A 16,537-nucleotide genomic window follows, 5' to 3' on the forward strand; every position below is an offset into this window, starting at 1 on the left:
CTGTCTGCGTTAGCAGACAGGGGTTCTGGAATTTAATCTTGACGATGACCTACTCTCACATGGGGAAACCCCACACTACCATCGGCGATGCATCGTTTCACTTCTGAGTTCGGGATGGGATCAGGTGGTTCCAACGCTCTATGGTCGTCAAGAAATTCTGTATCTGGCCCGTCAACACGGTAACGTGCCAGCAAAATCGGTGACTTCTACTAAAACAAAACCCCAACTGCTTTCGCAATTGGGGTTTCGGAATTTAATCTTGACGATGACCTACTCTCACATGGGGAAACCCCACACTACCATCGGCGATGCATCGTTTCACTTCTGAGTTCGGGATGGGATCAGGTGGTTCCAACGCTCTATGGTCGTCAAGAAATTCGGGTACTGACTCGTGACCAACTGGCCTCGCTTCAGCAAATCGGGTATGTGATACAGGTGTTTGTGAGCAGCGCGAACTTTCGGTTCATTGCGTCTTCACACACCGCAATCTGGTCTCTTTCGAGCATTCAGATTGCTTGGGTGTTATATGGTCAAGCCTCACGGGCAATTAGTATTGGTTAGCTCAACGCCTCACAGCGCTTACACACCCAACCTATCAACGTCGTAGTCTTCGACGGCCCTTCAGGGAACTCAAGGTTCCAGTGAGATCTCATCTTGAGGCAAGTTTCCCGCTTAGATGCTTTCAGCGGTTATCTTTCCCGAACATAGCTACCCGGCAATGCCACTGGCGTGACAACCGGAACACCAGAGGTTCGTCCACTCCGGTCCTCTCGTACTAGGAGCAGCCCCTCTCAAATCTCAAACGTCCACGGCAGATAGGGACCGAACTGTCTCACGACGTTCTAAACCCAGCTCGCGTACCACTTTAAATGGCGAACAGCCATACCCTTGGGACCGGCTTCAGCCCCAGGATGTGATGAGCCGACATCGAGGTGCCAAACACCGCCGTCGATATGAACTCTTGGGCGGTATCAGCCTGTTATCCCCGGAGTACCTTTTATCCGTTGAGCGATGGCCCTTCCATACAGAACCACCGGATCACTAAGACCTACTTTCGTACCTGCTCGACGTGTCTGTCTCGCAGTCAAGCGCGCTTTTGCCTTTATACTCTACGACCGATTTCCGACCGGTCTGAGCGCACCTTCGTACTCCTCCGTTACTCTTTAGGAGGAGACCGCCCCAGTCAAACTACCCACCATACACTGTCCTCGATCCGGATAACGGACCTGAGTTAGAACCTCAAAGTTGCCAGGGTGGTATTTCAAGGATGGCTCCACGCGAACTGGCGTCCACGCTTCAAAGCCTCCCACCTATCCTACACAAGCAAATTCAAAGTCCAGTGCAAAGCTATAGTAAAGGTTCACGGGGTCTTTCCGTCTAGCCGCGGATACACTGCATCTTCACAGCGATTTCAATTTCACTGAGTCTCGGGTGGAGACAGCGCCGCCATCGTTACGCCATTCGTGCAGGTCGGAACTTACCCGACAAGGAATTTCGCTACCTTAGGACCGTTATAGTTACGGCCGCCGTTTACCGGGGCTTCGATCAAGAGCTTCGCGTTAGCTAACCCCATCAATTAACCTTCCGGCACCGGGCAGGCGTCACACCCTATACGTCCACTTTCGTGTTTGCAGAGTGCTGTGTTTTTAATAAACAGTCGCAGCGGCCTGGTATCTTCGACCGGCATGAGCTTACGGAGCAAGTCCTTCACCCTCACCGGCGCACCTTCTCCCGAAGTTACGGTGCCATTTTGCCTAGTTCCTTCACCCGAGTTCTCTCAAGCGCCTTGGTATTCTCTACCCAACCACCTGTGTCGGTTTGGGGTACGGTTCCTGGTTATCTGAAGCTTAGAAGCTTTTCTTGGAAGCATGGCATCAACCACTTCGTCACCTGAAAGGTAACTCGTCATCAGCTCTCGGCCTTAAGATCCCGGATTTACCTAAGATCTCAGCCTACCACCTTAAACTTGGACAACCAACGCCAAGCTGGCCTAGCCTTCTCCGTCCCTCCATCGCAATAACCAGAAGTACAGGAATATTAACCTGTTTTCCATCGACTACGCTTTTCAGCCTCGCCTTAGGGACCGACTAACCCTGCGTCGATTAACGTTGCGCAGGAAACCTTGGTCTTTCGGCGTGGGTGTTTTTCACACCCATTGTCGTTACTCATGTCAGCATTCGCACTTCTGATACCTCCAGCAAGCTTCTCAACTCACCTTCACAGGCTTACAGAACGCTCCTCTACCGCATCACTTGCGTGATACCCGTAGCTTCGGTGTATGGTTTGAGCCCCGTTACATCTTCCGCGCAGGCCGACTCGACTAGTGAGCTATTACGCTTTCTTTAAAGGGTGGCTGCTTCTAAGCCAACCTCCTAGCTGTCTAAGCCTTCCCACATCGTTTCCCACTTAACCATAACTTTGGGACCTTAGCTGACGGTCTGGGTTGTTTCCCTTTTCACGACGGACGTTAGCACCCGCCGTGTGTCTCCCATGCTCGGCACTTGTAGGTATTCGGAGTTTGCATCGGTTTGGTAAGTCGGGATGACCCCCTAGCCGAAACAGTGCTCTACCCCCTACAGTGATACATGAGGCGCTACCTAAATAGCTTTCGAGGAGAACCAGCTATCTCCGAGCTTGATTAGCCTTTCACTCCGATCCACAGGTCATCCGCTAACTTTTCAACGGTAGTCGGTTCGGTCCTCCAGTCAGTGTTACCTAACCTTCAACCTGCCCATGGATAGATCGCCCGGTTTCGGGTCTATTCCCAGCGACTAGACGCCCTATTAAGACTCGCTTTCGCTACGCCTCCCCTATTCGGTTAAGCTCGCCACTGAAAATAAGTCGCTGACCCATTATACAAAAGGTACGCAGTCACAGAACAAAGTCTGCTCCCACTGCTTGTACGCATACGGTTTCAGGATCTATTTCACTCCCCTCTCCGGGGTTCTTTTCGCCTTTCCCTCACGGTACTAGTTCACTATCGGTCAGTCAGTAGTATTTAGCCTTGGAGGATGGTCCCCCCATATTCAGACAAAGTTTCTCGTGCTCCGTCCTACTCGATTTCATGACTAAGAGACTTTCGCGTACAGGGCTATCACCCACTATGGCCGCACTTTCCAGAGCGTTCCGCTAATCTCAAAGCCACTTAAGGGCTAGTCCCCGTTCGCTCGCCACTACTAAGGGAATCTCGGTTGATTTCTTTTCCTCAGGGTACTTAGATGTTTCAGTTCCCCTGGTTCGCCTCTTGCACCTATGTATTCAGTACAAGATAACCATCTTGTGATGGCTGGGTTCCCCCATTCAGACATCTCCGGATCAAAGTCTGTTTGCCGACTCCCCGAAGCTTTTCGCAGGCTACCACGTCTTTCATCGCCTCTGACTGCCAAGGCATCCACCGTATGCGCTTCTTCACTTGACCATATAACCCCAAGCAATCTGGTTATACTGTGAAGACGACATTCGCCGAAAATTCGCAAAACTCTTAAGAGTCACTCACAAATTTTACCTTAGCCTGATCCGTTACCAGTGAAAGTAACGTTCAGTCTATCTTTCTATCACATACCCAAATTTTTAAAGAACGATCTAATCAAAGACTAGAAAGCAATATTCACACCGGAATATTCATTTCTAAGCTTTTACTTAGCTTTTGTCTTCTTCAATGAATCAAGCAATTCGTGTGGGAACTTATGGAGCAGCTGATGTCGTCGATTAAGGAGGTGATCCAGCCGCAGGTTCCCCTACGGCTACCTTGTTACGACTTCACCCCAGTCATGAATCACACCGTGGTAACCGTCCTCCCGAAGGTTAGACTAGCTACTTCTGGTGCAACCCACTCCCATGGTGTGACGGGCGGTGTGTACAAGGCCCGGGAACGTATTCACCGCGACATTCTGATTCGCGATTACTAGCGATTCCGACTTCACGCAGTCGAGTTGCAGACTGCGATCCGGACTACGATCGGTTTTGTGGGATTAGCTCCACCTCGCGGCTTGGCAACCCTCTGTACCGACCATTGTAGCACGTGTGTAGCCCAGGCCGTAAGGGCCATGATGACTTGACGTCATCCCCACCTTCCTCCGGTTTGTCACCGGCAGTCTCCTTAGAGTGCCCACCATAACGTGCTGGTAACTAAGGACAAGGGTTGCGCTCGTTACGGGACTTAACCCAACATCTCACGACACGAGCTGACGACAGCCATGCAGCACCTGTCTCAATGTTCCCGAAGGCACCAATCCATCTCTGGAAAGTTCATTGGATGTCAAGGCCTGGTAAGGTTCTTCGCGTTGCTTCGAATTAAACCACATGCTCCACCGCTTGTGCGGGCCCCCGTCAATTCATTTGAGTTTTAACCTTGCGGCCGTACTCCCCAGGCGGTCAACTTAATGCGTTAGCTGCGCCACTAAGAGCTCAAGGCTCCCAACGGCTAGTTGACATCGTTTACGGCGTGGACTACCAGGGTATCTAATCCTGTTTGCTCCCCACGCTTTCGCACCTCAGTGTCAGTATCAGTCCAGGTGGTCGCCTTCGCCACTGGTGTTCCTTCCTATATCTACGCATTTCACCGCTACACAGGAAATTCCACCACCCTCTACCATACTCTAGCTTGCCAGTTTTGGATGCAGTTCCCAGGTTGAGCCCGGGGATTTCACATCCAACTTAACAAACCACCTACGCGCGCTTTACGCCCAGTAATTCCGATTAACGCTTGCACCCTCTGTATTACCGCGGCTGCTGGCACAGAGTTAGCCGGTGCTTATTCTGTCGGTAACGTCAAAATTGCAGAGTATTAATCTACAACCCTTCCTCCCAACTTAAAGTGCTTTACAATCCGAAGACCTTCTTCACACACGCGGCATGGCTGGATCAGGCTTTCGCCCATTGTCCAATATTCCCCACTGCTGCCTCCCGTAGGAGTCTGGACCGTGTCTCAGTTCCAGTGTGACTGATCATCCTCTCAGACCAGTTACGGATCGTCGCCTTGGTGAGCCATTACCTCACCAACTAGCTAATCCGACCTAGGCTCATCTGATAGCGCAAGGCCCGAAGGTCCCCTGCTTTCTCCCGTAGGACGTATGCGGTATTAGCGTTCCTTTCGAAACGTTGTCCCCCACTACCAGGCAGATTCCTAGGCATTACTCACCCGTCCGCCGCTGAATCCAGGAGCAAGCTCCTCTCATCCGCTCGACTTGCATGTGTTAGGCCTGCCGCCAGCGTTCAATCTGAGCCATGATCAAACTCTTCAGTTCAAACATCTTTGGGTTTTTAAGAAACCCTAAACTTGGCCCAGCAATCGTTGGTTACATCTTTGATTTCTCGCGGAGTAACTTGTGATGCTGATAATCTTGTTGACTATCAGTCTGACTCCACAAGCACCCACACGAATTGCTTGATTCAGTTGTTAAAGAGCGGTTGGTTAAGATCTTTCGTCTCAACCGAGGCGCGCATTCTACAGCAGCCTCATTTGCTGTCAAGTGATTATTTTCAGAAGCTTTCGAAGAATTCTTCAACAACTTCAACCACTTGCGCTTCCGATCTCTCGTTAGCGGGAGGCGAATTCTACAGCGTTACACGCTGCTGTCAACACCTCTTTTTCACCGCTTTCGACCGAGAAGATCGAACCGTCAAAAGAGCCAAACATCACCGCTCTTTCAACTCCTTCCAGGCTTCGATGAACTGAAGCGATCCGCCGTCAAAACTGCTTAACTCGTTGAATCTCAAGGAGTTTTCCGTTTCGACTGCGCCGGAAGTGGGGCGAATTATAGGCTTCTAAAATTCGCCGTCAACCCTTATTTCAAACTTTATTCCGATTTCAGCGTGATGCGCGCAAACGCCTTCTTGCCGGCCTGACAGACGTGAGTCGCACCCAGTACATATATAAAGGAGCGATCAACCACCTCACCATCGACACGCACACCACCGGAAGCCAACAGATCGCGCGCCGCCGCCGAGTTCTTCACCAGGCCCGCCTTATTAAGGACAGCAGCAATTGGCATATCCTCAACAGAGGCCAGCTCGATCTCCGGCAGATCATCCGGCAACTCACCATCCTTCATACGATTACCCGCAGCCCGATGAGCATTGGCCGCAGCCTCCTCACCGTGGAAACGCGCAACAATCTCTTCCGCCAGCTTGATCTTGATATCGCGCGGATTGGCCCCCGCCTCAACATCCGCACGGGAAGGCATCGATCTCATCCATCGAACGGAAGCTGAGCAGCTCAAAGTAACGCCACATCAGCGCATCCGGAATCGAAACAAGCTTGCCGTACATGACACCTGGCGCTTCCTGGATACCGACGTAATTGCCCAACGACTTGGACATTTTCTTCACGCCATCCAGGCCCTCGAGCAACGGCATGGTCAGAATGCACTGAGCTTCCTGACCATAACCACGCTGCAGCTCTCGCCCCATCAGCAAGTTGAACTTCTGATCGGTACCGCCCAGCTCGACATCCGCGCGCAGAGCAACCGAGTCATAACCCTGAACCAGCGGATAGAGGAACTCATGAATAGCGATCGGCTGATTGGTGGTGTAACGCTTGTCGAAGTCATCACGCTCTAGCATGCGCGCGACGGTGTATTGCGAAGTCAGACGAATGAAGTCCGCCGGCCCCATCTGATCCATCCAGGAGGAGTTGAATGCGACTTCGGTTTTCGCCGGATCAAGAATCTTGAACACTTGAGTCTTGTACGTTTCGGCGTTTTCCAGAACCTGCTCGCGAGTCAAAGGAGGACGAGTCGCACTCTTGCCGCTTGGATCACCGATCATTCCAGTGAAGTCACCAATGAGGAAAATCACCTGATGCCCCAATTCCTGAAACTGGCGCAGCTTATTAATAAGCACGGTGTGACCCAAGTGCAGATCCGGGGCGGTTGGATCGAAACCAGCCTTGATACGCAGCGGCTGGCCGCGCTTGAGCTTCTCGATCAGCTCGGACTCGACCAATAGTTCTTCCGCACCACGTTTAATCAGCGCTAGCTGCTCTTCAACCGACTTCATAACAGACCCGCAAGGCTCAGATTCAAAGGGAACCAACCATACAAGATCGTGCACCAATTACAAGTTTTGCCCGGCGCACGGACACCAATCTGCAGACAGGGTGTCTGTAGACTTGCTTCGGGGATGATTTGGTTATATTTTATACAGTTATTTCATCTTCATCATGTCATTCATCTTTTCCAATTCATCTTTTTTCAAAGTCAAAAATACTTATGACCACTGAACCGTCTAAAGCGCCACCGCTTTACCCGAAGACCCACCTGCTCGCCGCAAGTGGAATCGCCGCCCTTCTCAGCCTGGCGCTCCTGGTATTCCCTTCCAGTGATGTTGAAGCCAAAAAGACGACCCTGAGCCTTGAACTGGAAAGTCCTGCTGAACAACTGACACAAGATCAAGACGCTGCTGACGCGGCTCAAGCCACAAATGAGCCAGTAGCCTCACCTTTCGCCCAGATCGAAAACAGCACCGAAGACACTCCGCAAACCGCTGAAGCCGCACCTGCGCCTGCCCCGGTTGCCGAAAAACCAAAAGCTCCAGGACACCGCGAGGTTGTCGTCTCCAAAGGCGATACGCTCTCGACATTATTCGAGAAAGTCGGTCTGCCAGCCGCCGCCGTGCATGAAGTCCTGGCGAGCGACAAACAAGCCAAACAATTCAGCCAGCTCAAGCACGGCCAGAAGCTTGAGTTCGAACTGAACCCGCAAGGCCAACTGACCAGCCTGCACAGCAAAGTCAGCGACGTTGAAACCATCACCCTGACCAAGAACGACAAGGGCTATGCATTCAACCGCGTCACCGCAAAACCGACTGTTCGCACGGCTTACGTGCACGGCGTGATCAATAGCTCCCTGTCACAATCCGCTGCCCGCGCAGGCCTGTCCCACAGTCTGACCATGGACATGGCCAGCGTATTTGGCTACGACGTCGACTTCGCTCAGGATATCCGTCAGGGCGACGAATTCGACGTGATCTACGAGCAGAAAGTGGTTAACGGCAAAGCCGTCGGTAATGGCCCGATTCTGTCGGCGCGCTTCACCAACCGCGGCAAGACTTACACCGCCGTGCGTTACACCAACAAGCAAGGCAACAGCAGCTATTACACCGCTGATGGCAACAGCATGCGCAAAGCGTTCATCCGTACCCCGGTGGACTTCGCCCGCATCAGCTCCAAATTCTCCATGGGCCGCAAACATCCGATCCTCAACAAGATCCGCGCCCACAAAGGTGTCGATTACGCAGCCCCGCGCGGTACGCCGATCAAGGCGGCCGGTGACGGTAAAGTGCTGCTGGCCGGCCGCCGCGGCGGATACGGCAATACGGTGATCATTCAACATGGCAACACCTACCGTACGCTCTATGGCCACATGCAGGGTTTCGCCAAGGGCGTGAAGACCGGCGGTAACGTCAAGCAGGGTCAGGTGATCGGTTATATCGGGACTACCGGCCTGTCCACCGGCCCGCACTTGCACTATGAGTTCCAGGTCAACGGTGTTCACGTTGACCCATTGGGCCAGAAGCTGCCAATGGCGGATCCGATCGCCAAGTCCGAACGCGCACGTTTCCTTGCGCAGAGCCAGCCGCTGATGGCGCGCATGGATCAAGAGAAGGCCACCATGCTGGCTTCGAGCAAGCGCTAAGCCATGGCGCTTTATATAGGCGTGATGTCCGGCACCAGTCTCGACGGGCTGGACATCGCCCTGATCGAGCAAACCTCGGCGATCAAACTGATCGCCACGCACTACATCCCCATGCCTGAATCCCTGCGCGCCGAGCTGCTTGGCTTGTGCGCCAGCGGCCCCGACGAGATCGCACGCTCGGCGATCGCTCAACAGCACTGGGTGAAACTCGCCGCGCAGGGCATCCATACCCTCCTCGATCAGCAGCAGCTCAAGCCCGACGCCATTCGTGCAATCGGCAGCCACGGCCAGACCATTCGCCATGAGCCCGCTCGCGGCTTCACCGTACAGATCGGCAATCCTGCGCTACTCACGGAGCTGACCGGTATCACCGTGGTCAGCGACTTCCGCAGCCGCGACGTGGCTGCCGGCGGCCAAGGCGCGCCGCTGGTGCCAGCCTTCCATGAAGCTTTGTTCGAAGAGCGTAGCGGTAACCGTGCAGTCTTGAATGTCGGCGGTTTCAGCAATCTGAGCCTGATAGAGCCGACGCGGCCTGTAGCCGGTTTCGACTGCGGCCCCGGAAATGTGCTGATGGATGCCTGGATTCATCAGCAACGCGGTGAGAATTATGATCGCGCCGGTCAGTGGGCAGCCAGCGGTACGGTAGAGCCCGCCTTGCTGTCAGCGCTGCTCAGCGACCCGTTCTTTGTCACAAAGGGCCCGAAGAGCACCGGCCGCGAAGTGTTCAACCTGCCGTGGCTGCAACAACACCTATCCAGACTGCCGACCTTTGCTGCTGAAAACGTCCAGGCAACATTGCTGGAACTGACGGCACTGACCATCGTCGAGTCGCTGCAAAGCGCTCAAGCCGATACCCGGGAAATGCTGGTCTGCGGCGGCGGCGCTCATAACGCCACGCTGATGAAGCGTCTCGCCGATCTGCTGCCGAACGCTATCGTCGCCAGCACCGCGACTCACGGTGTCGATCCGGACTGGGTCGAGGCCATGGCCTTCGCCTGGCTTGCTCATTGCTGCCTCGAAGGCATTGCCGCCAACCGCCCGAGCGTCACTGGCGCCAAAGGTCTGCGGGTACTCGGCGCCATCTACCCCAACTGAGCAAAACGCAGGCAACAAAAAACGCCGCAGAACCGTAAGGCTCTGCGGCGTTTTGTTGTGTGCAGCGAGGCGCGATCAGATCGAGAACGAAGAGCCGCAACCACAAGTAGTGGTGGCGTTCGGGTTCTTGATCACGAAGCGCGAACCTTCCAGACCTTCCTGGTAATCCACTTCGGCACCCGCCAGATACTGGAAGCTCATCGGATCCACCACCAGGCTCACGCCTTCGCGCTCGACGATGGTGTCGTCCTCGGCCACATCTTCATCGAAGGTGAAGCCGTACTGAAACCCTGAACAACCGCCGCCCGTAACGAATACGCGCAGCTTCAAGCGATCATTCCCCTCTTCATCGACCAGGCTCTTCACCTTGTGCGCAGCACCTTGAGTGAATTGCAAAGCCGTGGGGGTGAAGGATTCGACGCTCATGCTGACTATCTCCCGGCGTTACGCCGCCATAATGCGTGATGACGCGCATTATCCGCTTGTCCTAGAAAATCGGTCAACTATTGTTACGGTATATCAATAAACCCGAACAGTTGCCCAGAATGCAAAAAGGCCCGGTTGACGGGCCTTTTTGCTGTGTTGACGAACGTGTTACGGCAGCATACCGGCGTGGGACAGGCCGAAACGCTCATCCAGCCCGAACAGGATGTTCATGTTCTGCACCGCCTGACCCGACGCGCCTTTGACCAGGTTGTCGATCACCGACAGCACCACCACCAGATCGCCATCCTGCGGGCGGTGCACGGCGATGCGGCAGACGTTGGCACCGCGCACGCTGCGGGTTTCCGGATGGCTGCCGGCCGGCATCACATCGACGAACGGCTCGTTGGCGTAACGCTTTTCGAACAGAGCCTGGAGATCCACCGAACGATCCACCACGGTCGCGTAGAGCGTGGAGTGAATACCACGGATCATCGGCGTCAGGTGCGGAACGAAGGTCAGACCGACATCCTTGCCCGCCGCACGACGCAGACCCTGGCGAATTTCCGGCAGATGACGGTGACCTTTGACCGCATAAGCCTTCATGCTTTCCGACGTCTCGGAGTACAGCGAGCCTACAGATGCGCCGCGACCGGCACCGCTGACACCTGATTTGCAGTCGGCGATCAGCCGCGAAGTGTCAGCCAGACCCGCTTCAAGCAGCGGCAGGAAACCCAACTGCGTAGCGGTTGGGTAGCAACCCGGCACAGCGATCAGACGCGCTTTTTTGATCTGCTCGCGATTGACTTCCGGCAGGCCGTAGACCGCCTCGTCCAGCAACTCGGGCGCGCCGTGTGGCTGGCCGTACCATTTGGCCCATTCTTCAGCGTCCTGCAAACGGAAGTCCGCGGACAGGTCGATGACCTTGGTGCCCGCCGCCAACAGTTCACCGGCCAACGCATGAGCAACGCCGTGCGGGGTGGCGAAGAACACCACATCACATGCGCCCAGGGTTTTGATGTCCGGCACGCTGAACGCCAGGCCGTCGTAGTGACCGCGCAGGTTCGGGTACATGTCAGCCACGGCCAGACCGGCCTCGGATCGGGAAGTGATCACCACCACTTCTGCCTGCGGATGCTGTGCCAACAGACGCAGCAGTTCGACACCGGTGTAACCCGTGCCGCCGACGATACCGACCTTGACCATAAACCTGCCCTCAACGAACCCACTGGAAAGCCGTCGATAATAGGGGCCGCGCGGCCCTGCGACAACCATCAAGGTGACGTGCGGACGCTCAAGCCTCTACTATCCCGGCTACCGTGAACCTGGGAATAACCAAAATGCTCTATCTATGGATCAAAGCGCTTCATATTGTCAGCGTCGTCTGCTGGTTTGCCGGGCTGTTCTACTTGCCACGGCTGTTCGTTTATCACGCACAAAGTGAAGACACGATCAGCAAGGAACGCTTCAGCCTCATGGAACGCAAGCTGTATCGCGGCATCATGGGCCCGGCGATGATCGCCACGTTGATCTTCGGCGGCTGGCTGATCTACCTCAATCCGGGCATCTTCAGCATGGGCGGCTGGATTCACGCCAAGCTGACCCTGGTGGTCCTGCTGATCGGCTACCACCACATGTGCGGCGCGCAGGTAAAACGCTTCGCCCGTGGCGAGAACACCCGCAGCCATGTCTTTTATCGCTGGTTCAATGAAGTGCCGGTTCTGATATTGCTGGCTATCGTAATTCTGGTCGTGGTCAAGCCGTTCTAATTTCATAACAGGCATCACACCTCGGGGGATTTCCAATGTCGCTGCCCGCTCTGCTCGAACAACGTCTGCGCTTGCCGGTAGTGGCGGCGCCGATGTTCCTGATCTCCAACCCGGAACTGGTGCTCGCCTGCTGCCGTAACGGCGTGGTCGGCAGCTTCCCGGCGCTGAACCAGCGTGAAAGCAGCGGTTTCAAGGCCTGGCTGGAGGAGATTGAAGCGGGCCTGGCGACACTGGACAACCCGGCGCCGTATGCCGTGAATCTGATCGTGCACAACAGCAATCCGCGCTTGCAGGCGGATCTGAACATCTGCGTCGAGCACAAGGTGCCGATTGTCATCACCAGCCTCGGTGCGGTGAAAGAACTGGTCGATGCCGTGCACAGCTACGGCGGCCTGGTGTTCCACGACGTGACCACGCGCCGGCATGCCGAGAAAGCCGCCGAAGCCGGCGTCGACGGTTTGATCGCGGTTGCGGCGGGTGCCGGTGGCCATGCCGGCACCTGGAGTCCGTTTGCGCTGATCGCCGAGATCCGCGAGTTCTTCGATAAAACCCTGCTGCTTGCCGGATGTCTGAACCACGGCCACGAGATTTTGGCTGCACAACTGCTTGGCGCGGATCTGGCCTACTTCGGCACGCGATTTATCGGCACCACCGAAAGTCATGCACCTGATGCCTACAAGGACATGCTGCTGACGGCCAAAGCGGCGGACATCATTCATACGCCTGCGGTCTCTGGCGTACCGGCGAGCTTCATGCGCCAAAGCCTGGAAGCTGCTGGTTTCGACATGGCCGCGCTGCAAGGCAAAGGCGAGGTCAATTTCGGTGACAAACTCAAGCCGATCAACGACGAAGCCAAGGCCTGGAAAACCGTGTGGTCGGCCGGCCAAGGCGTAGGCCAGATTGACGACCTGCCGAGCGTGGATCAGTTGATCGCCCGGCTCGACGCGGAATACCGTCAGGCGCTGGAGCGTGCGGCGCAGTTGCCGAAGCGTTGGCCACGCTGAGAAAAATCAGGCCAGTCTTAGAGTGACTGGCCTTACACTTGCTGACCCTCAATTAATTCGCGACAAGGATGCCTCGGCCATGAGCGAACCTCGTTACAAGATCGTTTTCGCCGGAGCTCTACAGCCCGGTGTCGATCTCACCACCGCCAAGCTCAATCTCGCGGCCCTGTTCAAAAGCGATGTCGCCGCCATAGAGCGCCTGTTCAATGGCAGCACCGTCGCCCTCAAACGCGACCTGACCTACAGCGATGCGCAAACCTATCTGCAAGCACTGAACAAGACCGGGATCGATGCACGGATCGAAAGCGAAACGGCGATCGAACTGAGTCTGTCGGACGTGCATGAGCAACCGGCAACCTTCAACGACTCCGCATCACCTTATGCGCCCCCTCAGGCCAACGTCGGCGAAAACCTGCCAGCCTTCGCCACCCTCAAGCCCTTCAACGTCGAGGGCCGGATCGGTCGCCTGCGCTTTCTGGCCTGGACCATGGTCCTGAGCCTGGTGACTCTGCCGATCGTGGCGATATTCGCGTTTATCGGGCTCGGACTGGTCAGTGGCGACTCCACCACCGGCCTGATCATCGGCGGGCTATTCGCGTTCTTCCTGTTCCTCGGTTTCATCATTGTCAGCATTCTGTTCAGCGTGCAGCGCCTGCACGACATCGGCTGGTCCGGCTGGCTCTGGCTGCTGAATCTGGTGCCGTTCGTGGGCAGCTTCTTCCCGCTGGTGATCATGGTCGTGCCGGGCAACACCGGGGCCAACCGCTACGGCCCGCCGCCCCCGCCCAACAGCACCGCGGTCAAAGTGCTGTGCTCGTTGTGGATCGTGTTCTTCGCCCTGGTATTTGCCGGCGGCATGCTCGGCGGTATCTCGGCGATTCAGCAGGAATACGAAAGCAACCTTGAGAGCAGCTATGAAAGCGGCTCGGTCACCACCGATGAAGTCGAGGTCGAGACTGTACCTGCGAATTCCGTGGACGATGCAGCCGAAGCGCCCCCGGCCCCTGTAGACTCTGCGAAAGAATGAACAACGCTCCCCGCCGTGACACCTGCGTCGCTGGCGCGGGGCTGTTGCGATGGAGAAATGCATGACCCGTTACGCTCTGATCACCGGCGCCTCCAGCGGCATCGGCCTGGCCATGGCCGAAGCGCTGGCCCGACGCGGCCGCAGCTTGATTCTGGTGGCTCGCCAGCGTGATCAGCTGGAAAGTATCGCGATCGAACTGACCCAGCGCTTTGGCGTGGAAGTGTTGTTCCGCGCCTGCGATCTGGGCGAGCCATTGCGCCTCTCCGGCTTCCTGCTGGAGCTGGAAGAAGGCGACCGGCAGATCGATCTGCTGGTCAATTGCGCCGGCATCGGTACCTGCGGCCCGTTCCTCGCCCAGGACTGGATGACCGAGCAGGATCTGATCGAAGTCAACATCCTCGCCCTCACCCGTCTGTGCCATGCCATCGGCAACAGCATGGCGCTGCAGGGCGGCGGGCAGATCCTCAACGTCGCTTCAGTGGCAGCGTTCAATCCCGGTCCGTGGATGAGCACTTACTACGCCAGCAAGGCTTACGTTCTGCACTTCTCCGAAGCGCTGCGGGTTGAACTGAAACAGAGCGCGGTCAAGGTTTCGGTGCTCTGCCCCGGCCCGACGCGCACCGCATTTTTCCGCACCGCGCAGCTCAACAGCGACAAACTCAAGGACAGCAAACTGCTGATGAGCCCCGAGGAAGTCGCGCTGTACACCGTGCGTGCGCTGGAGAAAAACCGCGCAATCATTATCCCCGGCCGACGCAACCGCTGGCTGGCGTTCCTGCCGCGCCTTGGCTCGCGCTGGCTCAATCGCACCATCGTCGGCATGGTCAACAAGGCTTACTGCCCGCGCTGAACTGTCCTACGGCAAATCACTGGGCGCGGTCATTTCCCATGAGTACACTCAGGCCAGCCCCCACAACGGAGAAAACAGCAGTGGATACTCTGTTCACCAAGATCATCAACCGGGAAATCCCGGCCCAGATCATTTACGAGGACGACCAGGTTCTGGCGTTCCACGACATCGCCCCTCAGGCACCGGTGCACTTTCTGGTGATCCCGAAGAAACCGGTGCGCACCCTCAACGACCTGACCGAAGACGACAAGGCACTGGCCGGGCACATCCTGTTCACCGCCCAGCGTCTGGCGCTGGAACTGGGCTGCGAGGAAGGCTTCCGGGTGGTGATGAACTGCAATGAAAAAGGTGGGCAGACCGTCTATCACATTCATATGCATGTACTCGGTCAGCGCCAGATGAACTGGCCGCCGGGCTGATACCAGCAAACCTGTGCAGGAGCTGCCGAAGGTGCGATCTTTTGATCTTCGAGTATCAAAAAGRATCGCAGCCTTCGGCAGCTCCTGCATAAAGCAAAAAGCACATCCAGTGTGACTGATGACCCAGCGCAAACCTTCCCCGGCCGATTGGGTTAAACTGGCGGTCGAGATTTTTCCCGGAGGTCAGCATGACTACCCAACGTCACTACTCGCCGATTGACCGTCTTCTGCTGCAAGCCGATGCCGCGATGCGTACCCTGCTGCCCTTCAGTGGTCAGCCGTACCGTCCGTCTCCAGCCATTGTGCAGCCGGAAGTGCAGATGAGCGATGAAGACACCCGCCACGTCGCCGGCCTGATGCGCATCAACCACACCGGTGAAGTGTGCGCCCAAGCGTTGTACCAAGGTCAGGCGCTGACCGCCAAGTTGCCGCAGGTGCGTGCTGCCATGGAACACGCCGCCGAAGAGGAAATTGATCATCTGGTGTGGTGCGAACAGCGCATTCATCAACTGGGTAGCCATACCAGTGTGCTCAATCCACTGTTCTATGGAATGTCGTTCGGCATCGGCGCTGTGGCCGGTCTGATCAGTGACAAGGTCAGCCTTGGCTTCGTCGCAGCTACCGAGCATCAGGTGTGCAAGCACCTGAACGAGCACCTGGAGCAATTGCCGGCCGAGGACGAGAAGTCCCGGGCAATTCTGGAACAGATGCGCATTGATGAACAACATCATGCGGAGAGTGCACTGGATGCGGGTGGTTTCCGTTTTCCGGCGCCGGTGAAGTTCGGGATGAGTCTGTTGGCGAAGGTGATGACCAAGAGTACTTATCGGATCTGAGATCGGTATTGCTGCTGAGGGCCCCTTCGCGAGCAGGCTCGCTCCCACAGGGCTCTGTTTCGGTAATAAAAAAGGCGACTACCGCAAAGTAGTCGCCTTTTTTGTGCCCGGGAATCTTACGCCGGCATGTTGCGCGCGTAGAAGATTTCCAGCATTTCGTGTTTCACACGTTCAGTTACCTGTGCCCGCTGTTCAGCGGACAGGTTGCTGGTGGCGTCGCCGAACAGGTAGTTATCCAGTTCGAAGTTCTTCAGCAGCATTTTGGTGTGGAACAGGTTTTCCTGGTACACGTTCACGTCGGTCATCTGGTACGCGTCGCGGGTGTCTTCGGAAAGGTAGTTCTGGATCGAGTTGATCTCGTGGTCGATGAAGTGCTTGTTGCCTTCAACGTCACGGGTGAAACCGCGCACACGGTAATCCACAGTCACGATGTCCGAATCGAACTGGTGAATGAGGAAGTTGAGCGCTTTAAGCGGTG

General features: G+C 56.0%; 10 protein-coding genes, 4 rRNA genes and 2 pseudogenes. 8 read left to right on the forward strand and 8 right to left on the reverse strand.

Annotated elements, in window-relative coordinates:
- Positions 1-36: 36 nt before the first annotated feature.
- From rrf (HT737_RS12445) to tyrS, 5 genes and pseudogenes are all read right to left on the reverse strand, one after another.
- A 5S ribosomal RNA gene (gene rrf, locus HT737_RS12445) occupies positions 37-152 on the reverse strand.
- Positions 153-257: 105 nt separating this feature from the next.
- Positions 258-373: ribosomal RNA gene (gene rrf / locus HT737_RS12450) — 5S ribosomal RNA — on the reverse strand.
- Positions 374-526: 153 nt separating this feature from the next.
- Positions 527-3,418, reverse strand: a 23S ribosomal RNA gene (locus HT737_RS12455).
- Positions 3,419-3,709: 291 nt separating this feature from the next.
- Positions 3,710-5,246 (reverse strand): 16S ribosomal RNA (locus tag HT737_RS12460).
- Together the 16S, 23S and 5S rRNA genes form the textbook arrangement of a ribosomal RNA operon.
- A 552-nt stretch (positions 5,247-5,798) precedes the next feature.
- Positions 5,799-6,999: pseudogene (tyrS, locus tag HT737_RS12465) on the reverse strand (tyrosine--tRNA ligase).
- A gap of 212 nt (positions 7,000-7,211) precedes the next feature.
- Here tyrS and HT737_RS12470 point away from each other — a divergent pair.
- Together HT737_RS12470 and HT737_RS12475 are read left to right on the forward strand one after the other, a co-directional pair.
- The gene (locus HT737_RS12470; RefSeq protein WP_182402696.1) at positions 7,212-8,636 is read left to right on the forward strand and encodes a peptidoglycan DD-metalloendopeptidase family protein; all 1,425 of its coding nucleotides are present in this window, start codon (positions 7,212-7,214) and stop codon (positions 8,634-8,636) included.
- 3 nt (positions 8,637-8,639) lie between these two features.
- On the forward strand, positions 8,640-9,731 hold the full coding sequence (locus HT737_RS12475; protein WP_121187465.1) for an anhydro-N-acetylmuramic acid kinase: 1,092 nt from the start codon (positions 8,640-8,642) through the stop codon (positions 9,729-9,731).
- A gap of 75 nt (positions 9,732-9,806) precedes the next feature.
- Here HT737_RS12475 and erpA read toward each other — a convergent pair whose 3' ends face one another.
- Both erpA and argC read right to left on the reverse strand, forming a co-directional pair.
- On the reverse strand, positions 9,807-10,157 hold the full coding sequence (erpA, locus tag HT737_RS12480; protein WP_003228776.1) for an iron-sulfur cluster insertion protein ErpA: 351 nt from the start codon (positions 10,155-10,157) through the stop codon (positions 9,807-9,809).
- Positions 10,158-10,325: 168 nt separating this feature from the next.
- Complete coding sequence (gene argC / locus HT737_RS12485) at positions 10,326-11,360, reverse strand: N-acetyl-gamma-glutamyl-phosphate reductase (protein ID WP_047296942.1); 1,035 nt, start codon at positions 11,358-11,360, stop codon at positions 10,326-10,328.
- A gap of 134 nt (positions 11,361-11,494) precedes the next feature.
- On the opposite strand from argC, the gene hemJ reads away from it, so the two are divergent.
- From hemJ to coq7, 6 genes are all read left to right on the forward strand, one after another.
- Positions 11,495-11,923, forward strand: coding sequence for a protoporphyrinogen oxidase HemJ (hemJ, locus tag HT737_RS12490; RefSeq protein WP_047296943.1), 429 nt, complete (start codon positions 11,495-11,497; stop codon positions 11,921-11,923).
- A 35-nt stretch (positions 11,924-11,958) separates the two neighbouring features.
- The gene (locus HT737_RS12495) at positions 11,959-12,927 is read left to right on the forward strand and encodes a nitronate monooxygenase family protein (RefSeq protein ID WP_047296944.1); all 969 of its coding nucleotides are present in this window, start codon (positions 11,959-11,961) and stop codon (positions 12,925-12,927) included.
- A gap of 79 nt (positions 12,928-13,006) precedes the next feature.
- Positions 13,007-13,954: a DUF805 domain-containing protein gene (locus HT737_RS12500; RefSeq protein WP_182402698.1), complete on the forward strand. Its 948-nt coding sequence runs from the start codon at positions 13,007-13,009 to the stop codon at positions 13,952-13,954.
- A gap of 61 nt (positions 13,955-14,015) precedes the next feature.
- Positions 14,016-14,804: an SDR family oxidoreductase gene (locus tag HT737_RS12505; RefSeq protein ID WP_027610739.1), complete on the forward strand. Its 789-nt coding sequence runs from the start codon at positions 14,016-14,018 to the stop codon at positions 14,802-14,804.
- Between the two features lie 80 nt (positions 14,805-14,884).
- Positions 14,885-15,223, forward strand: a complete 339-nt coding sequence (locus HT737_RS12510) for a histidine triad nucleotide-binding protein (RefSeq protein ID WP_182402700.1) — start codon at positions 14,885-14,887, stop codon at positions 15,221-15,223.
- 188 nt (positions 15,224-15,411) lie between these two features.
- Complete coding sequence (coq7, locus tag HT737_RS12515; protein WP_047296947.1) at positions 15,412-16,059, forward strand: 2-polyprenyl-3-methyl-6-methoxy-1,4-benzoquinone monooxygenase; 648 nt, start codon at positions 15,412-15,414, stop codon at positions 16,057-16,059.
- A 116-nt stretch (positions 16,060-16,175) separates the two neighbouring features.
- Here coq7 and HT737_RS12520 read toward each other — a convergent pair.
- A pseudogene (locus HT737_RS12520) lies at positions 16,176-16,537 on the reverse strand (S-adenosylmethionine decarboxylase); the annotation flags it as partial.

Source organism: Pseudomonas sp. MD195_PC81_125 (assembly GCF_014060985.1).
GTDB classification, from domain to species: domain Bacteria; phylum Pseudomonadota; class Gammaproteobacteria; order Pseudomonadales; family Pseudomonadaceae; genus Aquipseudomonas; species Aquipseudomonas parakoreensis.